A 25,758-nucleotide genomic window follows, 5' to 3' on the forward strand; every position below is an offset into this window, starting at 1 on the left:
GAACGGTCACTTCCGTGCCACAGCGTGCGGACAGCCGTTGAACAGCCCGTTCCCGGTGCAGCAGGGTTGATCCCGGGCGGCGGCCCGTCCTTACTCGGGGGAGAGGATGGGCCGCCGTCGCCGTGTGCGGGCCGGGGCGCCGCGACGCCGCGAGCGTACGGGCGTTCGCATGAACGAAGCCCACTGAACCGGCTGAACCGGATTCGCTAGCCGCGGACCGTGAAGTGCAGCGCGTCGTCCAGGAACGGGATCTCCAGCCACGGCTTCGGCTGGACCATCAGTGCGAGCAGGACGATCACCACGCCCAGGACGCCGTAGGTGACGATGTCCGTGAAGCGGGAGCGGACGGCGAGCATGCCGACCCGGGGCAGCAGCCAGCGCAGCACGGCGCCGCCGAGCAGCGCGATACCGACCAGCAGCAGACCCACCCGGAAGGCGTCGAACGCGGTCACCAGCAGCCCGAGCCCGACCGTGCCCAGCACGGCCAGCAGCGGCCACTGCCGGGCGGGCGCCGGGGCGTCGCCGGACGCGGCCCGGCCGCCGCCCTCCGGCCGGGCGGTGTCCCGGGTGAAGAGCGGGAAGCGGCGCGTGACCCGGCGCGGCCTGCCGTCGGCGTCCGGCGCGCTGACCGGGTCGCAGACCTCCATCTCGGGCTCGGCGGGCCCGGCGCCCCGCGTGTCGCCCCGCGCCTCAGCCGACACTGCGCTCCGCCGCCTCGACCACGTTGACCAGCAGCTGCGCCCGGGTCATCGGGCCGACGCCCCCGGGGTTCGGGGAGATCCAGCCGGCGACCTCGGCGACGTCCGGGTGGACGTCGCCCACGATCTTGCCCTCGTCGTTGCGCGAGACGCCGACGTCGAGGACGGCCGCGCCCGGCTTGACGTCCTCGGCGCGGATCAGGTGCCCGGAGCCGGCCGCGGCGACGATGATGTCGGCCCGCCTGAGGTGGGCGGACAGGTCGCGGGTGCCGGTGTGGCACTGGGTCACCGTGGCGTTCTCGCTGCGCCGGGTGAGCAGCAGCGGCATCGGACGGCCGATGGTCACCCCGCGGCCGACGACCACGACCTCGGCGCCCTTGATCTCCACGCCGTAGCGGCGCAGCAGGGTCAGCACGCCGTTGGGGGTGCAGGGCAGCGGGGCCGGCTCGTTGAGGACGAGGCGGCCGAGGTTCATCGGGTGCAGGCCGTCGGCGTCCTTGTCCGGGTCCATCAGCTCGAGGATGCGGTTCTCGTCGATGCCCTTGGGCAGCGGCAGCTGGACGATGTAGCCGGTGCAGGCCGGGTCCTCGTTCAGCTCGCGGACGACCGCCTCGATCTCCTCCTGCGTCGCGGTGGCCGGCAGCTCGCGCTGGATGGAGGCGATGCCGACCTGGGCGCAGTCGCGGTGCTTGCCGGCGACGTACTTGTGACTGCCGGGGTCGTCCCCGACGAGGATCGTGCCGAGGCCGGGCGTGACGCCCTTCTCCTTCAGCGCCGCCACGCGGGCGGTCAGATCGGACTTGATCGCGGCTGCGGTGGCCTTGCCATCGAGAATCTGGGCGGTCATGGCCCCATACTCCCGGATGACCGGGTCCCGGTTCCAATCCGGGGGCGCTCCCCGCCGAACGTTCCGGTGTGATCAGCGATGTTGCACTATCACAACACCTGCGGAATGTGGCTGGACAAGTAAGCCCGTGGTAAAGAACGATGAAGAACAGTGCCGCGGGCAGTACCGGGGGGACCGACCGCAAACGACGTATTTCCTCCGATTCATGCTGCGCGTCGTCCCCGCACTCGGAGCAACGGAGGAAAGACCGCCATGAGTTTCGGCGACCCGAACAACCCCTACGGCCCGCCGCAGGGCCAGCAGCCCGGCTACCCGTCCCAGCCCCCGCAGGGCCAGCCCGGCTACGGATACCCGAGCGCACCCCAGGGCCAGCCCGGCTACGGATACCCGCAGGCCCCGCCCGCCCCGCAGGGGTACGGCTACGGCGCTCCCATGGAGATGCCCGGCCTGATCAAGACCGCCCGGGTGCTGCTGTTCATCCTGGCCGGGCTCCAGTTCCTGGCCGGCATCATCATCGGCATCGCGGGCGCGGCCCTCCAGGACGCCTCCAACGGCCTCGGGTCCGGCAGCAACACCAGCACCGCGACCGGCGTCATCGTGCTGATCGCCCTGCTGATGCTGGCCCTGGGCAGCCTGTCGATCTTCCTGGGCGTCAAGTTCAAGACCGGCGGCAGCGGCATCCGCATCGGCACGATCGTGTACTCTTCGCTGCTGCTCCTCGGCAGCATCGTCAACATCGCGAACGGGCAGGGCGGTTCGGCCACCTTCGGCGGCATCATCTCGCTCGCCTTCGGCGGCATCATCCTCGCCTCGATGGTGAACAGCGCGGCCACGAACTGGTTCAACCGCCCGCGTTACTGAACAATTCACGCCATTCGCCTCAAGGGCCGTGTCTCACCCCGCACAAGGGGAGGCACGGCCCTGGTGCGTCGCCCTAGTCTGGCTTCGGTAGCCGTCAGGCACGGGGAGACGCACCTTGTACAGCATCATCGTGGTACCTCCGCCGACCACGGGGGACGAGCGAAGCGGCGCCCAGATCCGGCTGGCGCCCGGCGACCGCCTCGCCTTCGGGCGCTCCGCCCCCGACAACGACCTGGTGATCGCACACGACGGCGTGTCCCGCCGGGGCGGTGAGATCGCCGCCCACGGGGCGTTCTGGATACTGAGCAACCTCTCCGCCCGCCACACCTACGTCGTGGAGAACCCGGAGGGCGCGGGCGAGCACCTCAAGGTCGCGCCGGGCCGGCTCGACGCGCCGGTCCCCTTCGAGTTCTCCCGGATCGTGCTGCCCGCGGCCGGGGACCTGCTGGCGATCGAGGTGTGGGCGCCGCGCCACGACTACCTGCACGGCACGGGCGGGGCGGACGGCGGGACCACCGCGCCCGCATTCGCCGTGGACCGCACCAAGCGCTACTTCGCGGTCCTCGCCGCCCTGTGCGAGCCGCGGCTGCGCGGCGATCCGCACGCCCCGCTGCCGACCGTCGACCAGGTCGTCGAGCGGCTGCGCCCCGCCTGGCCGGCCGCGTCGCGCACGTCGGTGCAGTGGAACATCGACTACCTGGCGGTGAAGCTGCGCCTGAAACCCGGCCCCGAGACCGCGGAGACGGGCCCCCGCCTCAACGGCAAGAAGGAGTCCCTGGTCTCCCTCGCGCTCCGGTTCGACCTCGTACGGGAGGACGACCTGGTGGTCCTGGCCGGCCCCGCGAGCCGGGCCACCCGGTGACCGAGCCGTACGCCGTGCCGGTGCCGCGGGGCTACCGGGTCGGCGGCTGGGAGGTGCGGCGGCCCCTCGCGACCGGCGCCTTCGGCAGCGTGTACGAGGGCCGCCGCACCGGCGCCCCGGTGGCGGGCGAGAGCACCGGGACCCTGCCGGGCACGGCCGCGCTGAAGTTCCTGCCCACCGGCACGGGCACCCCGCGTCAACTGGCCCACCTGCGCGAACTCGTCGAGCGCGAGATCGCCCTGCTCCGCCGGCTCAGACGGCCGCGACTGATCCGGATGTACGAGACCCTCGTCGTCGACGACCCCGGCCGGCCCGCCCTCGACGGGGCCACCGTCCTCGTCCTGGAGCTGGCCGAGGGCTCGCTGGCCGCCCTCCTCGACGGCCGGCCGCGCCCCGCCGCCGGGCCCGCGCTGCTCGCCCAGGTCTGCGAGGGGCTCGCCCAGCTGCACCGGGCGGGCTGGGTGCACGGGGACCTGAAACCGGCGAACGTGCTGCTGATGGCGGACGGTTCGGTGCGGCTCGGCGACTTCAACATGGCCGCCGAGCTGGAGGGCACCCACGCCTACACCCCGGCCTTCTCCACCCCCGACTACACCCCGCCCGAGCTGTTGTGGTCCGAGATCGGCGAACGCGGCCGCCGCATCCGCCCGTCCGCCGACGTCTGGGCCTTCGGCGTCCTCGCCCACCTCGTCCTCACCGGTTCCTTCCCGCTGCCCGGCGGCACCCCGACGGCCCGCCGGGACGCGGCCGCCGCCTACGCCCGCGGATCGGACGAACTGCGACTGTCCCCCGAACTCCCGGACGGCTGGCGGGAGGTGGTGCGGGACTGCCTGGCCCGCACGCACGCCGGGCGCGTGGGCACCGAGGCCCTGCTGCGCCGGGTGGAGGCCGCGGCCGGCAGTGGCCGCTCACCGGGCGGGCCCCTGGTCCGGCGGATCGGGCGTACCGCGCTCCCCCGGATCGGCCGCGGTGTGCTGCCGATCCGACGCCCGGGCGGCCGCCGGGTGGGGATCGGGATCGTGCTCGGCGCGGCGGCCGCCACCGCCGCGATGGCCGCCCTCGGCTACGGCATCGGCACCTGGGCCGGTCCGGGCGCGGGCGCCGGGGGCGCCACCGCCGCCGCGACCCCCGGGACCGGCGCCGCCTCCTACGGAGCCGCCGAACTCCGCACCGGCCGGGGCGTCCCGCCCGCCTACCGCCTGCTGATCGTGGAGACCGCGCACGACTGCGCCCGGCCGGAGGTCACCCCCTCGCTGATCGCGGCCATGCTGAAGGTGGAGAGCGACTTCGACCCGGATCTCGCCGACCCCGCCAAGGACGAGTACGGCATCGCCCGCTGGACCCCGCGGGTGCTGCGCTGGTGGATGCACGACGACGGCACCCCCGCCGAGAGCGTCCCCCGGCCGCCCTTCCCGCCCGCCGAGTCCATCCCGGCGATGGGCCGCTACCTGTGCTGGATCGAACCGCGCCTGGACGACGGCCTGCCGGGCGACCGCCGGGTCCTGGTCGCCGCCGCCTACCGGACGTCGTACGCCAAGGTCAACGGCGCGGGCGGTGTCCCCGCGAAGTACCGCGGCTACGCCGAGCGGGTCGCGCACTACCTCCAGGAGTACACGCCACCGGGGAGGAGGTGACCCTCAGACTTCCGAGGTACCCGCGCGCGGGCGCCTCCGGCACGGTGGAACCACACCGCCTCGGCGGTACGACCAGATCCGTGCTCACGGTAGTTGGGGGAACGTCAGTGAACGTGAAGAAGTCCGCCGCGCTGCTCGTCGCGGCCACCGCCCTGCTCGCCGGCCCCGTCGTCCCGGCCGCCTCGGCCCAGCCGGGCGACGCGGCCGCCCCGTCCCGCTCGGCCGCACAGCGGTCCGAGGTCCAGCAGCGCGTCGACGCGGTGCTCGCCGGCCACCCCGGCGGCCGGCAGGTCGCCGCCGGCAAGGTGCGCTTCGACGGCCTCGACGTCACGGTGTACCCGGCGCGCCAGGCGGCCCAGGCCAAGGCCGCGGCGCTCGACTGCCGTTACGGCTACCTGTGCGTGGACGTCCGCGGCACCGTCTTCAACTTCTACAAGTGCCAACAGTGGTCCGTGTCCAACTGGTACGGCGACGGCGACTTCGTCAACAACCAGACGCCCGGCACCGTGGCCCGCTTCTACAACAAGGACGGCAGCGTGCGCTGGACGTCCACGGCATACCAGGCCGGCCGCGCCACCTGGGACCCGATCTACTCCGTGCGTCCCTGCTGACGCGACACGGCCGCGGTCTCCGGCCCCGCTCGGGGGAGGGCCGGAGACCGCTCTTCTCGTTCCGGGTCAGTGGAAGAAGTGGCGGGTGCCGGTGAAGTACATCGTGACGTCCGCCTTCTTCGCGGCCTCGACGACCTGCTCGTCGCGGATCGAGCCGCCCGGCTGGACGATGGCCCTCACGCCCGCCGCGATCAGGATCTCGGGGCCGTCCGGGAACGGGAAGAACGCGTCGGAGGCGGCGTAGGCGCCGCGCGCCCGCTCCTCGCCGGCCCGCTCGACCGCGAGCCTGCAGGAGTCCACGCGGTTCACCTGCCCCATGCCGACGCCGACCGAGGCACCGTCCTTGGCGAGCAGGATCGCGTTGGACTTCACGGCGCGGCAGGCCCTCCAGGCGAAGGCCAGCTCGGCCAGCCCGGCCTCGTCCAGCGCCTCGCCGGACGCCAGCGTCCAGTGCGCCGGGTCGTCACCCTCGGCCTGCAGCCGGTCGGCGACCTGGAGCAGGGCACCGCCGTCGATCGGCTTGACCTCGACGGGGTGCTCGGGGCCCTCGGCGCAGCGCAGCACGCGGATGTTCTTCTTCTTGGTGAGGGCCTCCAGGGCCCCCTCCTCGTAGTCCGGGGCCACGATGACCTCGGTGAAGATCTCCGCGACCTGCTCCGCCATCTCCTTGCTGACCGGCCGGTTGACGGCGATCACACCGCCGAACGCGGACAGCGGGTCGCAGGCGTGCGCCTTGCGGTGCGCCTCGGCGACGTCCGCGCCGACCGCGATGCCGCAGGGGTTGGCGTGCTTGATGATCGCCACGCACGGCTCGTCGTGGTCGTACGCGGCACGGCGGGCGGCGTCCGTGTCCGTGTAGTTGTTGAACGACATCTCCTTGCCGTGGAGCTGCTCCGCCTCCGCCAGGCCGCCCGTGCCCGAGGTGTAGAGGGCGGCCGGCTGGTGCGGGTTCTCGCCGTAGCGCAGGGTGTGCGCGCGCTCCAGGGTGGTGCCGAGGAAGTCGGGGAACGCGCCCGCGGCGGAGCCGCTGTCGGCCGCGGCGTCCACGGGTGCGTAGGAGGAGGCGAACCAGGAGGCGACGGCGATGTCGTAGGCCGCCGTGTGCTGGAAGGCCTCGGCGGCGAGCCGCTTGCGGGTGGCGAGGTCGAAGCCGCCGTCCGTGACCGCGTGCAGCACGTCGCCGTAGCGGGCGGGGCTGGTGACGACGGCGACGGACGGGTGGTTCTTGGCGGCGGCGCGGACCATCGACGGACCGCCGATGTCGATCTGCTCGACGCACTCGTCGGGCGAGGCGCCGGAGTCCACGGTCTCGCGGAACGGGTAGAGGTTGACCACGACGAGGTCGAACGGCTGGACGCCCAGCTCCTCCAGCTGCCGCCGGTGGTCCTCCAGCCGCAGGTCGGCGAGGATGCCGGCGTGCACCTTCGGGTGCAGGGTCTTGACGCGGCCGTCCAGGCACTCGGGGAAGCCGGTGAGCTCCTCGACCTTGGTGACGGGGACGCCGGCGGCGGCGATCCGCCCGGCCGTGGACCCGGTGGAGACGAGTTCGACGCCGGCCTCGTGCAGCCCGCGCGCGAGCTCCTCCAGACCGGTCTTGTCGTAGACGCTGACGAGCGCGCGCCGGATGGGCCGCTTGTTGCTCTCGGCGGTCACTGGATAACTACCTTTCGTCCCTCGATGCGATAGCCGTTGCGGGCGAGGCGCCCCACGACCTCGACGAGCAGCCTTCGCTCGACTTCCTTGATGCGCTCGTGCAGCGCGCTCTCGTCGTCCTCGTCCCAGACCTCCACCACGCCCTGCGCGATGATCGGCCCGGTGTCGACGCCGTCGTCGACGAAGTGGACGGTGCAGCCGGTGACCCTGGCGCCGTACGCGAGCGCGTCCCGCACGCCGTGGGCTCCGGGAAAACTGGGCAGCAGGGCCGGGTGCGTGTTCACGAACCGCCCGCCGAACCGCGCGAGGAACTCCTTCCCCACGATCTTCATGAACCCGGCGGACACCACCAGGTCGGGCTCGTGGGCGGCGACCGCCTCGGCGAGCGCGGCGTCCCACTCCTCACGGGTCGCGTAGTCCTTGACCTTCCGCACGAAGGTCGGCAGCCCCGCGCGCTCGGCGCGCGCGAGCCCCTCGATGCCGTCACGGTCGGCGCCCACGGCGACGATCTCGGCGCCGTAGGCCTCCACTCCGCTCTCGGCGATCGCGTCGAGGAGCGCCTGCAGATTGGTGCCGGATCCGGAGACCAGCACGACGAGGCGCTTGGCCACGGGCTTGGCGGCCACGGTGGGGCCCTTTCTCGGGGGAAGCTGTTTGTACGGTCGTACGAATGCTTCACGTCCCCGGATACGGGGAAGCCTACGAAGCGGCCGACCGCCAGCAACGATACCGGCACACCGGGGCAGCCCCCATGGGACGGGGGCGTGGCCGGAAGGTAGCGTCTGGGACGGGCCGGTACGGGAACGCACTCGGCGCACCGCGCGTTCACGGGATGACGGATCGGATCCAGGGCTCTTCAGCGCCTTCGGGACGCTGCGGTTCCGTCGTGACCCGCCAGTCCCACGAGACTCACCAGACTCACTGACTCACCTGACTCACCAAGGGGAAGACGCTCACTTGATGCCGGACCGCAGCCTGCGACTCCTCACGCTCCCCTCCCATGCCAAGCAGGGAGGAGAGCGCGGCGCCGTGCTGCTGCGGGAGCGCCCCGCATCGCCGCCGGACGCGCCCTCCGGCGGGGGAAGCGGCGACGGGCAGGGCGGCGCGGCCTCCGACGGCAATCCCTTCGCCCCGCCGCCCGAGGGCACCCCGGACCGCCCCTGGCGGCCGCGGAACCCGTCCGGGGGCGACCACTCCGACTCCGGCTCGGACTCCGGCTCCGGCGGGGGCGGGGGCGGGGGCCACTCCCCGTGGGGCAGCCAGTGGAGCGACCGGCAGCCCGGCCGTGCCCCGGGCGGTTTCGGTGAGCGCCCGCAGCGCCCCGGCAGCCCGGGTGGTCCCGGTGGCCCGGAGCAGCAGGGCGGCGGCCCCGGACCGGGCCTGCGCTGGGACCCCACCGACCCCGCCCAGCGCCGGGCGCGCTACGCCCTGCTGTGCGGCATGTGGGCCTTCTTCTTCGCCCTCTTCAGCTGGCCCTACGTGGCCCTGCTGCTCGGCGCTCCCGCCCTGTACTGGGGCATCAGCGCGCTCCGCGCCAAGCCGCGCGCCGCCGACCCCGACACCCCGGCCCCCGAGGGCCGCCCGCAGACCACGGCGGCGATCAGCGGCCTGGTCACGGCGAGCCTCGCCCTCGTCCTGGTCGCCGCGAACTTCACCGCGCAGCTCGTCTACCGCGACTACTACTCCTGCACGCACGACGCCCTCACCAACCAGGCCAGGCAGGCCTGCGACCAGCATCTGCCGAAGGAACTGCGGGGAGTGCTGGGGGTCAAGGACTGACCGTGGCCGCCCGGGTCCTCGGCGAGGACGCGGCGCGGGGTCGGTCAGGAACCGCCCGGAGGCTCCGAGGAGCCCGGCGCCTCGGGGGTGACCGGGGCCTGGGACCGGGGCGGCTCGGGGGCGGATGACCTGCTCGGGTCGATCCTGGTTTCCCGGGCGGCCGGCTCCGGGGGTGTTGCTGGGGTTGTTTCCGGGGCTGTTGCTGGGCTTGTTGCTGGAGCTGGTTCCGCGCCTGGTTCCGCGACGAATTCCGCGCCTGAGTCTCCGACCGGCTCTTCCGTCGGCTCCTCCGCCGGCTCTGGCGTCGGCTCCTCCGCCGGTTCGTCTGCCGGTGCTCCTACGGGCTTTCCGGGTGCGGTCGGCTGCCCGGGCGCCGTCGTGGGCCGGGTCGCCGCCTCCTTCAGCGCCGCCCAGCGGGCCTCCCGTGAGGCGCCGTCGTGCCAGGGGGAGGCGGCGGACTCCGGCGGCTCCAGGGGCAGTACGTCGTACGGTTCGAGCGTGAGGTCGTAGGGCCGGGACGCGGGGGCCGGTGCGGGCGCCGGGGCCTGCGCACCGCCCGTGCGAGGCCCCCCGATCCGCCCCTCCGGTCCCACGCCCGCGGCCGGCCACGCGAGCCGCCACCACCGCGTGCGGCCGGACCGCGCCAGCGTCCCGGTCCGCGGCTCCCGCAGCCCCCGGCCGCGCCACGCCCGCACCGTCAGCGCCATCGGCACGGCCGCCGTCGCCGTCCACGCCAGCGCGGCCAGTCCCACCTGCCACCCCACCGGCCCGAATCGGGCGAGCGCCCGGTCGCCCAGCGGGCCGCCCGCCAGCGCCGCGAGCGCGCCGAGCGCGGCGGCGCACACCAGGCAGGCGAGGCAGGCCCCGGCCGCCGTCCGCCGGTACGACCACACCACGACGGCGCCCCGCGCCCCCGCGAGGGGCCCGCCGGGACCTCCGGCACCCGCGTCCCTCCCCTTTGGACGACCGGCACCCACGTCCCGTCCCTCACGCCCCTCGCGTCCTCTGCGCCCCTCCCGCTCCCGCTCCCGCACCGACGCCGCCCCGGCGAACCACCCCATCGTCAGCCCGGCCACCACCGGCACGGCCGCGCACGCCCAGTTCACCGGTGTCCCCGGGCCCGCGTCCGGCACCGCCGCGAGCAGCGGGAACGGTGGCAGCAGCGGCGCCGGGGCGGAGTACAGCGGCCCCACGACGTGACCGGCGCCGAGCACGAAGCCGGGGCCCAGGGCGTAGGCGGCGGCCCACAGCATCGCGTTCGGCAGCAGCGCCAGGCACAGCAGCAGCACCGCGAACCGCCCCGACCAGCCCTCCGTCAGCCGCAGGAAGGCCGCCTGCGCGGCAGCGCCGTGCCCCACCAGCGACACCCCGAGCACCAGCGCCCCGCCCCCGGCGAACACCAGGGCCCCGGCACCGGCCGCCCGCGCCGCGGCCCCGAGGCGCGCACGGGGGCCCGGTGCGAGGAGGAGACGCCGCACGCCCACGGGCAGGCCGCCCAGCAACCGCTCCAGCGGGGCGCGCGGACAGCCGTACGCCGTCCACACCCCGCTGCCCGCAGCCGCCGCGGCGACCAGCGGTACGCACACCGCCGTCCACACCCACGAGGGCCGCAGCGCACCGCCCTGCGCGTACGCCGCGGCCGGGCCGCCGACCGTGAGGTAGCCGAGGACGACGCCGGCCCAGGCGGTGAACGGCGGGACGAGCGGGCCGCCGTCGCCCCCGTCGGTGGCGTCCCGGGCCGCCCGGTGCACCAGCAGCGCAGGCAGGGCGAGCAGCAGCAGCGGGGTCACCCCCACGGGCGCGGGCACGCCGGTGAGCGTGTCGGTGCGCACCAGTTCGGAGCCGTGCGAGAGCAGCCACAGCGCGGCGGCGACGTGCAGCGCGCCGCCCGGACCGCTGTCGGGATAGGGCGAACTGATCCACAGTCCGATGACGAGCACCGCGAACGAGCCGAGCCCCAGCCCCGCCGCGACCGCGCCGCCGAGGAAGCCGGCGCCCAGTCCTGGCGTACGGTCCCGCACCCGGGAACGCAGGGGCGGCAGCGGCGGACGTCGATGGCTCGTCTGGGTCACGCCGCCATGCTCCCAACGACACGCGCCTTCCCGTCGTAACAGGCGAACCTCCGCTGTGTCGCTCAATATGCGTTTATGTACCTATTCGCACGAAGGGGCGCACCGTGAGGAGAAGCCCCGCGCACCAGCTGCCGCCACCCGCGGAGTGCCGACGCCTGCGCCGGGCCGCGTCCCTGACGCAGGCTCAGGTCGCCGCCCGGGCCGGTGTCCCCCTCGACACGGTGTGCGCCTGGGAGGCGGGCCGCGCCGTCCCGCCCGGCCGGCACCGGCAGGCCTACGCGCAGGTGCTGGCTTCCCTGATGTCGACGGGCCGTCAGGACGACATGGAGATGCCGTCCCTGACGCCCGCCCAGGCCTTCGACGCGCTGTACGCCTTCTGCGCCCCCGCCCTGGTGCGGCAGGCCTTCCTGCTCACCGGACGGCGCGAGCGGGCCCGCGAGGCCGTCGAGCGGGCCTTCCAACTGGCCTGGCAACGGTGGCCGGAGGTGGCGACCGACCGCGACCCGGCGGGCTGGGTGCGGGCGGCGGCGTACGAGTGCGCCCTGTCCCCCTGGCACCGCTTCCGCCCGCGCAACCGCTTCCCGGATCCGCTCCGCGACCCCGCGGACCGCGCACTGCAACAGGCGCTGATGCGGCTCCCGCCGCCCTACCGGCGCACGCTGGTGCTCTACGACGGCGTCGGCCTCGACCTGCCGGAGACGGCGGCGGAGACGGAGGCCAGCACACCTGCGACGGCGAACCGGCTGACGCACGCCCGGGAGGCCGTCGCCGCGCGCCTGCCGGAGCTGGCCGACACCGCGGAACTGCACCGGCGGCTGGTCCGGCTGGCCTCCGCCCAACGCCTCACGGCGGCCCGGCCGCCGACGGTGCGGACGGCCGGGGAACGCCGGACGCGGTTCTGGACCCGGTCCGCCACCGCCTTCATCGTCGCCGTCCTCGGCGCGACCACGCTGACCCTGCGGACGGCTCCGACGCACTACGAGGCGCCGGTGGCTCCGGGGCAATCGGTGCGCGGGCTGCCGCCGCGGACCGCGCCGGGTCCCCTGACGCCACAGGAACTCGCGCTGCGGGACAGTCTGAGGGCGCAGTCGGCGAGTGGCCCGGAGCGGATGGCGCCGGACGCCCGCTGACCGGCGCCGGACCGCGTGCGGTACACGACCGGCGTCGGACCGCAGGCGGGCAGATGCACGACCGGCGCCCGGACCGCGGGCGGGCACATGACCGGCGTCCGACCGCATGCGGGCACATGCACGACCGGCGCGCGGACCGCATGCAGGCACATGACCGGCGTCCGACCTGCACGCAGGGGGCACAAAGGCGGTGGGCCCGCCCCCCTCGGGGAGCGGGCCCACCGGCCTCGATCCGTGCGCTCGCGCGCGACTCCACGCGATGCGGCGTGGCTTCGCGCGACGCGGCGCCGCTGCGCGTGACTCGCCCGGACTCAGCCGGCGAGGATCTCGCGGGCGAGCTTGGCCGTCTCGGTCGGGGTCTTGCCGACCTTGACGCCCGCGGCCTCCAGGGCCTCCTTCTTGGCCTGGGCAGTGCCGGAGGAGCCGGAGACGATGGCGCCGGCGTGGCCCATGGTCTTGCCCTCGGGCGCGGTGAAGCCCGCGACGTAGCCGACGACCGGCTTGGTCACGTTCTCCTTGATGAAGGCCGCGGCCCGCTCCTCGGCGTCGCCGCCGATCTCGCCGATCATGACGATCAGGTCGGTGTCGGGGTCGTCCTGGAACGCCTTCAGCGCGTCGATGTGGGTGGTGCCGATGATCGGGTCACCGCCGATGCCGACGCAGGTCGAGAAGCCGATGTCCCGCAGCTCGTACATCATCTGGTACGTCAGCGTGCCGGACTTCGACACCAGGCCGATGCGGCCCGGCTTGGTGATGTCGGCCGGGATGATGCCGGCGTTCGACTGGCCCGGGGTGATCAGGCCGGGGCAGTTCGGGCCGATGATCCGGGTCTTGTTGCCCTTCTTGCCGGCGTAGGCCCAGAAGGACGCCGTGTCGTGCACCGCGATGCCCTCGGTGATGACCACCGCGAGCGGGATCTCGGCGTCGATGGCCTCGACGACCGCGTCCTTGGTGAACTTCTCCGGGACGAAGATGACCGTGACGTCGGCGCCGGTCTTCTCGATGGCCTCCTTGACGGTGCCGAAGACCGGTACCTCGGTGCCGTCGAAGTCGACGCTCTGGCCCGCCTTGCGCGGGTTCACGCCACCCACGATGTTGGTGCCGGACGCCAGCATGCGGCGGGTGTGCTTCTGACCCTCCGAGCCGGTCATGCCCTGGACGATGACCTTGGATTCCTTGGTGAGGAAGATAGCCATGGTGTTCTTGTGACCTCGTCCCTTACTTCGCGGCAGCAGCCAGCTCGGCGGCCTTGTCGGCCGCGCCGTCCATGGTGTCCACCCGCTGGACGAGCGGGTGCTTGCGGTCGTCCAGGATCTTGCGACCCAGCTCCGCGTTGTTGCCGTCGAGGCGCACGACGAGCGGCTTGGTGACCTCTTCGCCCTTGCTCTCGAGGAGCTCCAGGGCCTGCACGATGCCGTTGGCGACCGCGTCGCAGGCGGTGATGCCGCCGAAGACGTTGACGAAGACGGACTTGACGTCCGGGTCGCCGAGGATGATCTCCAGGCCGTTCGCCATGACCTCGGCGGAGGCGCCGCCGCCGATGTCCAGGAAGTTGGCGGGCTTGACGCCCTTGTGGGCCTCGCCGGCGTAGGCGACGACGTCCAGGGTCGACATGACCAGACCCGCGCCGTTGCCGATGATGCCGACCTCGCCGTCGAGCTTGACGTAGTTGAGGTTCTTCTCCTTGGCCGCGGCCTCGAGCGGGTTGGCCGCCGCCTTGTCGTGGAGCTCCTCGAACTCGGGGTGGCGGAACTCGGCGTTCTCGTCCAGGGAGACCTTGCCGTCGAGGGCGATGACGTCACCGGAGGCGACCTTGGCCAGCGGGTTCACCTCGACCAGCAGGGCGTCCGACTTGACGAAGGTGTCCCACAGGGTGACCAGGACGTCGGCGACCTTGTCGGCCACGTCGGCCGGGAACTTCGCCGCGGCGACGATCTCCTGGGCCTTCGCCTTGTCGACACCGTCGATGGCGTCGATCGCGATCTGGGCGACGGCCTCGGGGCGGGTGGCGGCGACCTCCTCGATCTCCATGCCGCCCTCGACGGAGGCGATGGAGAGGAAGGTGCGGTTGGCACGGTCGAGGAGGAAGGAGACGTAGTACTCCTCGACGATCTCCGGCGCGGTCTCGGCGATCATCACCTTGTGGACCGTGTGGCCCTTGATGTCCATGCCGAGGATGTCCGTCGCGCGGGCGACGGCCTCGTCCGGGGTGGCGGCGAGCTTCACGCCACCGGCCTTGCCACGACCACCGACCTTCACCTGGGCCTTGACGACCGACTTGCCGCCCAGCCGCTCGGTGATCTCGCGCGCCGCCTCAGGCGTGTCGATGACTTCACCGGCCAGCACCGGTACACCGTGCTTGGCGAAGAGGTCCCTCGCCTGGTACTCGAACAGGTCCACGCGCTTCCGTCCCTATCAGTGATCTCGCGGTTCGTTGGATGCGTGGGCGTGCCGCGAAGGGCAACGTGACGTCCGCTCTGTGTCACAAGGGAGGCGCACACGGTGTCCGAGCGCGCGGCATGTCCGTCTCGCAGGTTATCGCCGCTTCCGTGGCGGCTCTAAATCGCAGGTCACACCTGAGCGGTGATACCTGTCACATGATTCAGCCTACGCGGCCGGGGCGTCGCCCGGCGGGCAGGACCTCACCGGGCTGGGGTTGACCCGGTGAGGTCCCGTGAGTGACCCGCGGGGGCGCACCTGCTCCGCCTCCGTGGGATTGGGGCGGGCGGTCCCCACCCCAATGGGGACCGCCCGCCCCATCCGCGGGGTTTCGGCCGGACGGACCGACGGCATTCGGCCGCCCGGGTCCTGCCGCCTCGCGGAGTCGATGGGGCGCCGTACCGAGGCCTCCCGGCCGGGTGGCCCCGGCCTCGGCCCCGACCTCGGTACGACTGTGCGTACGACTGCCCCCACGGGGCCGCCGCACCGGGGGTTCAGACGCTGTACGGGTGCACGTCCTGAAGGTGGTCCTGGACACTGCCCTGGACGCGGTCCTGGACGGGCCGCGCGTAGTCCGGGGTGACCGAACGGGCGACACCCTGGACGCCGGTGGCCGCGTGGTCCGCGAGCGGGCCGGCCGTGCCGCCCAGCCCCTGCGCGAACGGCGCCACGTGACCGGCGACCCCGTGGGCGAACGGGCCGACCTCACCGGCCACCCCGCCCGCGAACGGCGCGACGTCGCCCGCGACGCCGTACGCCAGCGCGTGCGCGTCGGCGACGGCCTGCCCGGCGACCGGCGCGACCCCGTGCACGGCGGTGCCGGCGACCGGCGGCAGCACGGCGTCCGCGGTGTCCTGGGCGACCTGGCCGGCCAGCCCGGTGGCGTACGCCGGTACGTCCCCGGCGACGCCGCCGACCAAGGGGCGCGCCTGGGCGACCGCGCCGCCGGCGACGGCCCACGCGTCCGTGACGGCTCCCGCGCCGACCTGCCGCGCTCCGGCGGCCGCGCCCTGGGCGACGGGACGGGCGTCCTGGACGGCGCCGCCCGCGACCGGCTGGACGTCGGCGACGGCACCGTGGGCCAGTCCGGTCGCGGCGCGCACGGCGTGGCCGACGGCGGGGGTGACGCCGTCCACCGCGTGCGCGGCGACCGGCGGGACGCCCCGAACGGCGCCGGTGGCGACCGGGATTACTCCGTTCACCGCGTCGGTGGCGGTGGGGCCCACGCCGTGCACGGCGTTCCCGGCGACCGGCACCGCGCCGTGCACGGCGCGGCCGGCGACCGGGAGCACCCCGTCGACCGCGGCGTCCGCCACGGGCGGAACGACGGCGTCCGCGCTCCGCCGCACGACCGGCGTGACCGTGCCGGGCACGGCGGAGACGGTGCCCACGACCTGCTGCCGCACGCCGCCGACGGTGCCGGTGAGGTGGCCGGGCACGCCGGAGACGGTGGCCTCGGCGGCACCCCGGACCACCCCGGCCTCGCCCCGCGCGACGCCGGCCGCCCCCGCGACCCGCCCCTCCGCGCCGGCGACCCCGTCCCGAGCGGTCCCCCGCACGGCGGCGACCCCGCCCTGCGCTGCACCGACGAGCTGCGCGGCGTGCGCCTGCGCCACATCCGCCACGCCGAAGGCGCCCGCCTGAGCGGCACCGGCCACGCCGGCGGCCTCCGTCTGGGCAACACCGGCGAGGTGGGTTGCGTGCGCCTGGGCGGGGCCGGTGAGCTGAACGGCCCTGGCGTGCGCGGCACCGGTCACGTCGTAGGCGGCCGCCTGCGCAGTACCGGCCAGACCGTCCGCGTGGGCCTGAACTGCGCCGGCCACACCGGCGGCCTCCGCCTGGGCAACACCGGCGAGGTGGGCCGCGTGCGTCTGGGCGGCGCCGGTCACGTCGGTGGCTGTGCGGCCCGCGCCCGCGATCGTGTGCTGGGGCTTGGTGCGGACCACGCCGTCGACGCCCTGCACGCGGGAGCGGGCGGCCGTCTGGGTGGCCTGGAGCTTCGACTGGGCACCGGCCAGCGCCTCCTCGACCTCCGGCGCGAACGCCGAGAGGGGGCCGAAGAGGTAGTCGATGGCGTCCTGCGGCGCGGAGGTGCCGGAGACCATGCCCGCCGCCCGGTCGGTCACATGGGCGGCGCGGGCCGCCGTGCCGTGGGCGAGGGCGGTGGCGCCGGCCTTCGCCGCGCGCGCCGCGTGGGCGCCCTGGATGGCCTGCGCGCCGCGGACGGCACCGGCGCGCGCCGTGCCCACCTCTGCGTCGACGTACCGGCGGGCCTGCTCGGCGCCGCCGGACGTGGCGTGCTGCGCCGTCGTCCCGGCGGTGCCGGTCAGGGCGCCGGCCGTGGACGTCGCCCGGCCGGCGGTGGCCGAGACGGTCCCGCCGGCATCCCGCACGGCCGAGCCGTCGGTGATGCCGGAGACCGTGTTCTGCACGCCGGAGACGGTCCCGTCGACCGTGTCGGTGACCGCGCCGGTCAGCGAACCGGCGGTGTCACCGGTATCGACGGCGGCCGAGGCGTCGGCGGTCGCGTCCGGGGCGGACAGCGAGGAGGCGGCCAGTTCGTCGGCGCTGGCCACGGCCGAACCGAGCGCCCACGCACCGGTGACACCGGCGGCTATGACGATGGAGCGGCGGATGTTCTTGTTCATAGGTTCTTCAGATCCTTTGGGGTTCCGGGACGCCCGGAAGGAGAGTTCCGGGGTGGGGACATTCCGTCGCCTGTCGCGGTCGCGGTCCGGGAAGCGGGGACCCGCGGACGCGCTGGGGCTCCGGCGGCTTCCGTCCGGGAACGCGGGAGGGGTCCGGACGGGCGGGCAGACCTGTTCCGCCCCCGCGCGGCAGGTCTGGGCGGGGGGAGGTCCGGCTCCGCTAGCCGGGGAAGACGGGGATGTCCCGGTGCCTGTCCCGGGTCCCGGCCGCGTCGGAACGCGCGGCGGCGCCGGGCGCCAACCGCAGCGGGGCCCGGTCGATGAGGGTGACGGCGTGCGCGTCGGCGTGCCGCGGCGTGCCGGTGTCGAGTGCCGACCGGCCGAGGAGGGCGCCCGCGTCACGGGCGGGCGCCTGCCGCAGGGGCTCTCGGCCGTCACGAAGGTCGCGGAGGAGGCCGGAGGCTCCGGCGCCCACGGCGGTACCCGGCACGGCCCCGACCACGGTGAACCGCGGCCCGTACGCCGCGCCCTGCCCCGCACGAGTCACCGTCCGCCCGCCCTGGGCGTGCCCACCGGACGACAGGGGCGGACCGGCACCCGGCTGCTGCGTCCCGGACACCGAGGTGACCGGCAACCGCGGCACCTGCACCGGCAGCCCGGACTCACCGGGCGGGCCGGGCAGACCCGGCAGCGTGGACGAGCCGGGGAGCGGAGGCAGCGAGGGGAGCGGGTCCGACGGCAGCACTGTCGACCGCGCCTCGGCCAGCTCGTCCGTCACGGCCCCCACCAGGTCCCCGACCGGCCGCACGACCCGCTCACCCGCGGACCGGACGACGGAGTCGACCACCGGCCGCAGGACCCGGTCGGTCCGCAGGGAACTCGCGCTCTGCGCGGCACTGCCCGCCTGAACGGAGCGGCCCGCCCGCGTGGCGCAGCCGCTCTCCGAGGAATCCGAGGAGGATGAACTGGAGGAACTCGCCTTCTCCGACGAGCCCGACGTCCGCGAGGAGCCCGACTTCCGGGAGGCATCCCCGGTCCGCGAGGAGCCGTCACCGGGCGGAAAGCCTCCGGCCTTTCCGGCCTCGGCCCCGGATGTCGCGTCCCCGGACCCGGACTTGGCCGGGTGGCGCACAAAGTCGTGCTCGGTGGTCGTGACCGCCGAGGCCGACGCGCCGGCCACCTCGCCGACCGCGCCCTGCGCCGTCGACCGCGCTCCGTCCACGGCGGACGACGCCAGGGACCCGGTGGAGGACACCGCCGGCGTTCCGTCCGCGGCGTGCGCCTGCTCGCCGCAGAGGAAGCCGAGCGCGAACAGGGCTCCCACCAGCAGCCCCAGTCGCAGCGCACGCCGTCCGGCCGCCGTGCGCATCACGCGCAGGGCGGCGACGGACAGGGCTGCCGGCCAGGTCAAGCGGGCGGGTCCTCCCGTGTGGAACGAGTGAGGGTGCGGTACGGGTCGCCACGGACGCTACGACCGCTACGACCGCTGTACGGGCGGACGGTGCGCCACGCACCGCCGATGAGGCATCGATCCTTGCACGCCCCTCCCGAGGTTGCGCAAGCCCCCTGTTACCGATGGGTAGTCATGTCCGTTTTGCTGGCAGGATTCGGTCGACAAGTCGTCAGCCGAACATCTCGCCCCCATCCCTCCTCCCGGTTCCTCAGGCGGTGTCCGGTATCGGCAGCGGACGCTTCTCGATGGCCGCCGCCATCACCGCCGGGAACAGGTCGGGCGTGCACGCGAACGCCGGTGCGCCGAGCGACGCGAGCGCGGCGGCGTGCTCACGGTCGTAGGCGGGCGCCCCCTCGTCCGACAGCGCGAGCAGCGTCACGAACTGCACCCCCGACGCCTTCATCGCCGCCACCCGCTTCAGCATCTCGTCCCGGATGCCGCCCTCGTACAGGTCGCTGATGAGGACGACCACCGTCTCCGCGGGCCGGGTGATCTGCGACTGGCAGTACGCCAGCGCGCGGTTGATGTCCGTGCCCCCGCCGAGCTGGGTGCCGAAGAGCACGTCGACCGGATCGTCGAGCTGGTCGGTGAGGTCGACGACCGCCGTGTCGAAGACGACCAGCCGCGTGCTGATCGACCGCATGGACGCGAGCACCGCGCCGAAGACGGACGCGTAGACGACGGACGCGGCCATGGACCCCGACTGATCGATGCAGAGGACGACTTCCTTCTTCACGGACTGGGACGCGCGGCCGTAGCCGATGAGCCGCTCCGGCACGACCGTCCGGTACTCCGGCAGGTAGTGCTTCAGGTTGGCCGCGATGGTGCGGTTCCAGTCGATGTCGTGATGGCGCGGCCGGTTAACGCGGGCGCCGCGGTCGAGGGCGCCGGTGAGGGTGGCCCGGGTGCGGGTGGCGAGCCGCTTCTCCAGGTCCTCGACGACCTTGCGCACGACGGCCCGCGCGGTCTCCTTCGTCGTCTCCGGCATCGCCTTGTTGAGCGAGAGCAGCGTGCCGACGAGGTGCACGTCCGCCTCCACCGCCTCGAGCATCTCCGGCTCCAGCAGCAGCGTGGACAGCCCGAGCCGGTCGATGGCGTCCCGCTGCATGACCTGCACCACGGAGGACGGGAAGTACGTCCGGATGTCCCCCAGCCACCGCGCCACCGACGGCGCCGAGGCTCCGAGCCCGGCCGAACGCTCCCGCCCCGTACGCGGCTTGTCCCCCGAGCCGTAGAGCGCGGTGAGCGCCCCGTCCATCGCGGCGTCCCGTCCGGACAGCGCGCATCCGGTGCCGTCGGCCGCGTCCCCGCCGAGCACGAGCCGCCAGCGGCGGAGCCGCTCCTGCGCCGGGTCCGCGACGTCGTACCCCTCCGTCCCCGCCGTCCCGTCCGCCGTCGCCCCGCTCACCGTCATCCCGCCCTCCGCATCGGCTCGTCCCCCGTGTCCGCCCGCGCTCGCCCGTCGCCGTCCAGCCCCAACAGCAGCCGTACGACCGGCAGTACGGCGTCCGCGCGCTCGGTGTCGAGGCCGGCGGCGAAGCCGGGCGTCCCGCCGGCCGTCGTGGCCCCGGTCGCGCCGGGCCGTCCCGGACCGCGCCGGACGAGCTCCCCGAGCGTTCTGCGGACCCCGGGCTCGTAGGCCGAGAAGGTGCGCCGCAGCAGCGGCAGTACGTCCGTGAACGCCTCCTGCGGCACCCCGGTCAGCCAGGCGTCGACCAGCCCGAGCAGCCGCTCGTCGTGGACCAGCAGCATCCCGCCACCACCGCCCACGAAGCCCTCGATCCAGGCGGCCGCGTCCGCCGGCGGCGTGCCCGGCGAGAGCACGAGCCCCATGAGCCGGGCCGCCCGGTCCGGCTCCACCTCCCCGTCGTCCAGCAGAAGCCGCACCGCCCGTCCTCTGACGACGCCCGGCACGGTGTCCCGTTCCGACAGGAGCCGGAGCACGCCCTGCCAGCGGGCGCGCAGGTCGCCGCGGCCGGCCTCCGGGGTGTCACCGAGCAGCCCGACGGCCGTGTGCACCGCGTCCACGTGGCGCCGCATCTCCTCGGCCGCGTCCGCGTCCAGCGAGGCGCAGGCCGGAGGCAGGCCGACGAAGATCCGCTCGGCCAGTCCCGCGGCGACCTCCGCCAGGGCCCGGGTGTCGGTGCCGCGCACGTCGCCGTAGCGCAGGGAGCGGACCAGGGCCGGCAGTGCCTGGGCGAGGTGCCCGACGTCCGTGTCCAGCGCCGCGCGGTCGGCGAGCACCCGCATCACCACGGGCAGCGCGTCCGGGAGTTCGGCCGGCAGGCAGCGTTCGGCGAGCGCGGTGACCTCGGCGAGGGACCGCGCCGCGACGGCGTCCGCCTCGGCCTTGGCGGTCGCGGCGGCGAGTACGGTCGTCCCCCACACCCCGGCCTCGGCGACCCGCACGGACAGCTCCGGCTCCCAGCGCAGCCGCCAGGTCTCCCGGAACGTGCCCGTGCTGCCCCGCGAGGCGGCGGGCTCGCCCCAGCCGACGCCCAGCATCCGCAGCCGGTGCAGCAGTCTGCTGCGGCCGGCGTCGGTCTCCTTGCGCAGGTCGAGCTCCAGCTCCCGCTCCAGCGCCTCCGGTTTGAGCCGCAGCCGCCGCTGGAGCCGGGTCAGGTCGCGCTGCAACGGCACCGCGGGCGCCGACTCCGGCACCTCGCCCAGCACGTCCCCGACGACCAGCCGGTCGTGCACCAGGGCCAGCGGGACGTCCGAACCGTCGCACATCACCGCCCGCACGGCGTCCGTCGTCTCGCTCAGCCCGGGCAGCGGGCGGCCGCGCATCGCGGCGAGCGTGCCGGCCAGCCGCACCGCCTCGATGACGTGCGCGGAGGACACGATCCGGTCCTCCTCGCGCAGCAGTCCCGCCACCTTGGTCAGCCACCGCTCGACCGGCCGGTCGGGCGCGTGGAACAGATGGGCGTACCACCCCGGCGAGTCGATGCCCGCGCCGTAGCCGCCGGCCCGGGACAGTCTGCGGTGCGTCCACGGCACCCAGGTCATGTCCACCTTGACCTTGGGCAGCCCCTTCAGCAGCGCCCGGTCGGCGGCGACGGCGGCCTTCCGGCGCAGCGCGGGCACGTGCCAGGCACCGCACACCACGGCCACACCGTCGCCGAACTCGCGCTGCGCCGCCCGCACCTGGAGCCGCATGTACGCCTCACGGACGAGATCCCGGTCGTGGCCCGCGGCGCCGAACGTCTCCCGCAGCGCCTCCATGGCCTCCTCGAGCACGGCGAACGGGGCGAACACGTCTCCCTCGCCCGCTCCCCGGTGCTCGACGACGTCCTCCCACCAGCGCTCGGGATCGTCGTATCCGGCGGCCTCGGCGAGTGCGGCGAGCGGGTCCACGCGGATCCCGGCCCCGTCCGGCCGCTCGGCGCCCCCCTCTCCGTCCGCGAAGTCCCCGGAGTCCCCCTCCTCGCTCCCCCGGCGGCCCGCCTCCTCCGGCGCACCGCTCCCCTCGCCCTGCGCCCGGCTGCCCTCCCCCGGCGCGGGGCTCTCACCGCCCGGCCCGGGGCTTCCTTCCTCCGGTCCTTGGCCGGAGTCGCCGCTCTCCCAGGCCAGCGTGTGCGTGGCCGGCAGGTCGATGAAGCGGGCCGGGACGTCGTGCTCCAGGGCCCAGCGGACGGCGACCCACTCCGGGGAGAACTCGGCCATCGGCCAGAACGCCGACCGGCCGGGCTCGTCGACGGCGTGGCCGAGCAGCGCGACCGGCGGCCGCATGGTCTCGTCCGCGGCGAGCGGGAGCAGCGTGTCGGCCTCAGGCGGGCCCTCGATCAGGACGACCCGCGGCCGCGCCGCCTCCAGGGCGGCGCGCACCGCCCGTGCGGACCCGGGCCCGTGGTGGCGGACGCCGAGCAGCAGCAGCCCCGTGCCGGGCCACCGGCCGCCGCCGGCCCGGTCAGTGCCCGCCACACCGTCCCCCTCGTCCCCCGGTCCAGCTCGGGTCCTCGCCGGAACTCGCCCTCGCCATCGCGTCCTCCCCCTCGGTGGCGCCCGTCACCGGCCTGCCGTACCCGCTCCCCCGCGACCGCACGTTCCCGCTCATGCGCTCACCTCCCGGCACGCCCGGTAGAAGTCCTTCCAGCCGTCGCGCTCGCGGACGACCGTCTCCAGGTACTCCCGCCAGACGACCCGGTCGGCCGCCGGATCGCGGACCACGGCGCCGAGGATGCCCGCGGCGACGTCAGCGGGCCGCAGCACGCCGTCGCCGAAGTGGGCTGCCAGCGCGAGGCCGTTGGTCACCACGGAGATCGCCTCGGCCGTCGACAGGGTGCCGCTGGGCGACTTGAGCTTCGTACGGCCGTCGGTGGTGATCCCGTCGCGCAGTTCGCGGAAGACGGTGACGACGCGGCGGATCTCGTCGATGCCGTCGGGCACGGCCGGCAGGTCGAGGGAGCGGCCGATCTGGTCGACGCGCCGGGAGACGATGTCGACCTCGGCCTCGGGGGTCTCCGGAAGCGGCAGGACCACCGTGTTGAACCGGCGGCGCAGGGCGCTGGACAGGTCGTTGACCCCGCGGTCGCGGTCGTTGGCCGTGGCGATCAGGTTGAAGCCGCGGACCGCCTGCACCTCGTCGCCCAGTTCCGGTATCGGCAGGGTCTTCTCCGACAGGATCGTGATCAGAGTGTCCTGCACGTCGGCCGGGATGCGGGTCAGCTCCTCCACGCGGGCGGTCATCCCCTCGGCCATGGCCCGCATGACCGGGCTGGGCACGAGGGCGTCGCGGCTCGGGCCGTGGGCGAGCAGCCGCGCGTAGTTCCACCCGTAGCGGATGGCCTCCTCCGGCGTGCCCGCGGTGCCCTGCACCAGCAGCGTGGAGTCGCCGCTGATCGCCGCGGCCAGGTGCTCGGACACCCAGGTCTTCGCCGTGCCCGGAACGCCCAGCAGGAGCAGGGCCCGGTCGGTGGCGAGGGTGGTGACGGCGACCTCGACGATGCGGCGCGGGCCGACGTACTTCGGCGTGATCACCGTGCCGTCCGGCAGTGTGCCGCCGAGCAGGTAGGTCGCGACGGCCCACGGCGACAGCCGCCAGCGGGCCGGGCGCGGACGGTCGTCCTGCGCGGCGAGCACGGTGAGTTCGGCGGCGAAGGCGTCCTCGGCGTGCGGCCGCAGCGCCGCGGACTGCGGCACCTCGGACTCTCCCTGTTCCGCGCCCGTGTTCGCGGGCGCGGAGTGGTTCCGGCGTGGTTCGGCGGACGTCGGTTCGACGGACACGGACATGGCTGAGGCCCCCTCCAGCTCGGCCGGTTCGGATCTGGTGACCACACTGCACCACCCCACTGACAATCCACTCTGACCTGCGGAAACGCTCTCGCGAGGCCGATTGTCAGTGGGGGGATCTACCTTCGATGTCATGACTCAGCAGGGGGTGCGCTGGACCGCGGACCAGGTGCTGGCACTGGCGCCTGACGACGCGTCACGCAAAGCGGGAAGCAAACTCGGCGCGGCCGGACCGTGGTCCGAGGCGGGCAGTGCGGACGAGGGGACGGTGTGGGGGCTGTGCAAGGGCAGCGGCAGCAGGCCGTATCAGACGGTGGTGGACCTCTCGGAGCCGACCGGGCCGGCGTACAAGTGCAGTTGCCCGAGCCGTAAGTTCCCGTGCAAGCACGCGCTCGGGCTGCTGTTGCTGTGGGCGGGCGGCGACGGCGCCGTACCGGCCGGGCAGGCGCCGCAGTGGGCCGGGCAGTGGCTGGCGGGCAGGCGCGGACGGGCGGAGGAGAAGCGGACGGAGGGCACGGCGGGTTCCGGGGCCGGCTCCGCCGATCCGCAGGCTGCGCGGCGCCGGGCCGAGCGCCGGGCCGAGCGGATCACCGCGGGGGCCACGGAGCTGGAGCAGCGCCTGGCCGACCTGCTGCGCGGCGGCCTGGCCGGGGCCGAGCAGGCGGGGTACGGGCTGTGGGAGGAGACGGCGGCCCGCATGGTCGACGCGCAGGCGCCGGGGCTCGCCGCGCGCGTGAGGGAACTGGGAGCGGTCCCGTCGTCCGGGCCCGGCTGGCCGGTGCGGCTACTGGAGGAGTGCGCCCTGCTCCATCTCCTCGACCAGGGCTGGCTGCGCCGTGAGCGGCTGCCGGACGGGCTGGCGGCGACGGTCCGGTCCCGGGTCGGCCTGCCCGGCACCGCGGACGGCCCACCGGTGCGCGACCGCTGGCTCGTCCTCGCCCAGTACGACACGGCGGACGCCAAGCTGGTCACCCGCCGTATCTGGCTGCACGGGGCAGAGACCGGCCGCACGGCCCTGCTGCTCTCCTACGGCGCCGCGGGCCGCGCACCGGAGCAGACGCTGCCGGTGGGGCTGGTGCTGGACGCCGAGGTCTCCGCCTATCCGGGCGCGGGCCAGGTGCGCGGGGCGCTGGGAGAGCGGTTCGCCCCGCCGTCCCCCACGCGGGCCCGCCCGCCGGGGGTGACCACGGCGCGGGCGGCCGCCCGCTACGGCGAGGCCCTGCGGGACGATCCGTGGCTGGAGTCGGTCCCGGTGACCCTCGGCCGGGTGATCCCGGTGCCGGACGGCGACTCCTGGCAGCTGGTGGACGCCGACGCCGACTCCGCGCTGCCCCTCACCCCGGCGGCCCGCGCCCGCCCCGGGCTGTGGCGCCTGGTCGCCCTGTCGGGCGGCGCCCCGGTCACGGTGTTCGGCGAGTGCGGCCACCGGGGCTTCACCCCGCTGACCGCCTGGCCGGAGAGCGAGGGAGAGGCCGTGACCTTGTGCTGATCACTGGGATACGCACCGCGACATCGCCCGATCGGCCCCGCACCGGCCGCGCGGGAGCGGCGGGAGCGGCGGGACCGGCCGGGACGCAGGGATCCGCCCGGACCCCCGGGAGCACCGGCCCCCGGGACCGCCGAGATCGCCGAGGCCCCCAGCCGCCGGAACCCGAAAGGAGGACCCCATGGCAGCACGCACCCGGCCGCCACCTGCACAGGGCGCGAGGCGGCCGCCCGTACGGGCGCGTACGACGTGGAGCCTCACCCGACCGGAGCACATGGACCGGTGCGCGCCCCGCGCGGGGCGCACATTGGCAAGCACCAGCGTTCCGCGCACCACACCCGCCACGAACGCCC

19 protein-coding genes are annotated in these 25,758 nt (G+C 74.7%); 7 read left to right on the plus strand and 12 right to left on the minus strand.

Going from position 1 to position 25,758, the window contains the following annotated elements; all coding sequences use genetic code 11:
• Positions 1-206: 206 nt before the first annotated feature.
• Both ACIQ9G_RS12930 and ACIQ9G_RS12935 read right to left on the minus strand, forming a co-directional pair.
• The gene (locus tag ACIQ9G_RS12930; RefSeq protein WP_403608821.1) at positions 207-647 is read right to left on the minus strand and encodes a DUF3017 domain-containing protein; all 441 of its coding nucleotides are present in this window, start codon (positions 645-647) and stop codon (positions 207-209) included.
• A 43-nt stretch (positions 648-690) separates the two neighbouring features.
• On the minus strand, positions 691-1,545 hold the full coding sequence (locus tag ACIQ9G_RS12935) for a bifunctional methylenetetrahydrofolate dehydrogenase/methenyltetrahydrofolate cyclohydrolase (protein WP_403608520.1): 855 nt from the start codon (positions 1,543-1,545) through the stop codon (positions 691-693).
• 252 nt (positions 1,546-1,797) lie between these two features.
• On the opposite strand from ACIQ9G_RS12935, the gene ACIQ9G_RS12940 reads away from it, so the two are divergent.
• From ACIQ9G_RS12940 to ACIQ9G_RS12955, 4 genes are all read left to right on the plus strand, one after another.
• Positions 1,798-2,406 (plus strand): hypothetical protein, encoded by a 609-nt coding sequence (locus ACIQ9G_RS12940; protein ID WP_403608521.1) that lies wholly within the window; start codon positions 1,798-1,800, stop codon positions 2,404-2,406.
• A 115-nt stretch (positions 2,407-2,521) separates the two neighbouring features.
• Positions 2,522-3,268, plus strand: a complete 747-nt coding sequence (locus tag ACIQ9G_RS12945) for an FHA domain-containing protein (RefSeq protein WP_403608522.1) — start codon at positions 2,522-2,524, stop codon at positions 3,266-3,268.
• Positions 3,265-4,902, plus strand: coding sequence for a serine/threonine protein kinase (locus tag ACIQ9G_RS12950; protein WP_403608523.1), 1,638 nt, complete (start codon positions 3,265-3,267; stop codon positions 4,900-4,902). Before ACIQ9G_RS12945 ends, ACIQ9G_RS12950 begins: the two co-directional genes overlap by 4 nt.
• 107 nt (positions 4,903-5,009) lie before the next feature.
• Positions 5,010-5,513 carry a hypothetical protein gene (locus tag ACIQ9G_RS12955; protein ID WP_403608524.1) on the plus strand — a complete coding sequence of 168 codons (504 nt, stop codon included), beginning with the start codon at positions 5,010-5,012 and terminating at the stop codon, positions 5,511-5,513.
• 66 nt (positions 5,514-5,579) lie between these two features.
• Here ACIQ9G_RS12955 and purH read toward each other — a convergent pair whose 3' ends face one another.
• Both purH and purN read right to left on the minus strand, forming a co-directional pair.
• Positions 5,580-7,166 (minus strand): bifunctional phosphoribosylaminoimidazolecarboxamide formyltransferase/IMP cyclohydrolase, encoded by a 1,587-nt coding sequence (gene purH, locus ACIQ9G_RS12960; protein ID WP_403608525.1) that lies wholly within the window; start codon positions 7,164-7,166, stop codon positions 5,580-5,582.
• Complete coding sequence (gene purN / locus ACIQ9G_RS12965) at positions 7,163-7,792, minus strand: phosphoribosylglycinamide formyltransferase (protein ID WP_403608526.1); 630 nt, start codon at positions 7,790-7,792, stop codon at positions 7,163-7,165. Before purN ends, purH begins: the two co-directional genes overlap by 4 nt.
• Positions 7,793-8,126: 334 nt before the next feature.
• Between purN and ACIQ9G_RS12970 the strand changes: the two genes are divergently transcribed.
• On the plus strand, positions 8,127-8,945 hold the full coding sequence (locus ACIQ9G_RS12970; protein ID WP_403608527.1) for a hypothetical protein: 819 nt from the start codon (positions 8,127-8,129) through the stop codon (positions 8,943-8,945).
• Positions 8,946-8,989: 44 nt separating this feature from the next.
• Here ACIQ9G_RS12970 and ACIQ9G_RS12975 read toward each other — a convergent pair whose 3' ends face one another.
• Positions 8,990-11,017: a DUF6350 family protein gene (locus ACIQ9G_RS12975; RefSeq protein ID WP_403608528.1), complete on the minus strand. Its 2,028-nt coding sequence runs from the start codon at positions 11,015-11,017 to the stop codon at positions 8,990-8,992.
• 104 nt (positions 11,018-11,121) lie between these two features.
• On the opposite strand from ACIQ9G_RS12975, the gene ACIQ9G_RS12980 reads away from it, so the two are divergent.
• The gene (locus ACIQ9G_RS12980; RefSeq protein ID WP_403608529.1) at positions 11,122-12,147 is read left to right on the plus strand and encodes a sigma factor-like helix-turn-helix DNA-binding protein; all 1,026 of its coding nucleotides are present in this window, start codon (positions 11,122-11,124) and stop codon (positions 12,145-12,147) included.
• 311 nt (positions 12,148-12,458) lie between these two features.
• Here ACIQ9G_RS12980 and sucD read toward each other — a convergent pair whose 3' ends face one another.
• The 7 genes from sucD to ACIQ9G_RS13015 form a co-directional block, all read right to left on the minus strand.
• Positions 12,459-13,343: a succinate--CoA ligase subunit alpha gene (gene sucD / locus ACIQ9G_RS12985; protein WP_189703472.1), complete on the minus strand. Its 885-nt coding sequence runs from the start codon at positions 13,341-13,343 to the stop codon at positions 12,459-12,461.
• A 22-nt stretch (positions 13,344-13,365) separates the two neighbouring features.
• A complete protein-coding gene (gene sucC / locus ACIQ9G_RS12990; protein WP_403608530.1) occupies positions 13,366-14,547 on the minus strand; it encodes an ADP-forming succinate--CoA ligase subunit beta in 1,182 nt (393 codons plus the stop codon).
• A gap of 533 nt (positions 14,548-15,080) precedes the next feature.
• Entirely contained in the window at positions 15,081-17,234 is a 2,154-nt protein-coding gene (locus tag ACIQ9G_RS12995; protein ID WP_403608531.1) for a hypothetical protein, read from the minus strand.
• Between the two features lie 220 nt (positions 17,235-17,454).
• Positions 17,455-18,645 carry a hypothetical protein gene (locus tag ACIQ9G_RS13000; RefSeq protein WP_403608532.1) on the minus strand — a complete coding sequence of 397 codons (1,191 nt, stop codon included), beginning with the start codon at positions 18,643-18,645 and terminating at the stop codon, positions 17,455-17,457.
• Positions 18,646-18,895: 250 nt separating this feature from the next.
• Positions 18,896-20,101 (minus strand): vWA domain-containing protein, encoded by a 1,206-nt coding sequence (locus tag ACIQ9G_RS13005; RefSeq protein ID WP_403608533.1) that lies wholly within the window; start codon positions 20,099-20,101, stop codon positions 18,896-18,898.
• Positions 20,098-22,611 carry a DUF5682 family protein gene (locus ACIQ9G_RS13010; protein WP_403608534.1) on the minus strand — a complete coding sequence of 838 codons (2,514 nt, stop codon included), beginning with the start codon at positions 22,609-22,611 and terminating at the stop codon, positions 20,098-20,100. The genes ACIQ9G_RS13005 and ACIQ9G_RS13010 overlap by 4 nt, the downstream gene beginning before the upstream one ends.
• A gap of 129 nt (positions 22,612-22,740) precedes the next feature.
• A complete protein-coding gene (locus ACIQ9G_RS13015) occupies positions 22,741-23,919 on the minus strand; it encodes an AAA family ATPase (RefSeq protein WP_403608535.1) in 1,179 nt (392 codons plus the stop codon).
• A 133-nt stretch (positions 23,920-24,052) separates the two neighbouring features.
• On the opposite strand from ACIQ9G_RS13015, the gene ACIQ9G_RS13020 reads away from it, so the two are divergent.
• A complete protein-coding gene (locus ACIQ9G_RS13020) occupies positions 24,053-25,408 on the plus strand; it encodes an SWIM zinc finger family protein (protein ID WP_403608536.1) in 1,356 nt (451 codons plus the stop codon).
• The last annotated feature ends 350 nt before the right edge of the window (positions 25,409-25,758 follow it).

This window comes from Streptomyces sp. NPDC096152 (assembly GCF_044763235.1).
Taxonomy (GTDB): Bacteria; Actinomycetota; Actinomycetes; order Streptomycetales; family Streptomycetaceae; genus Streptomyces.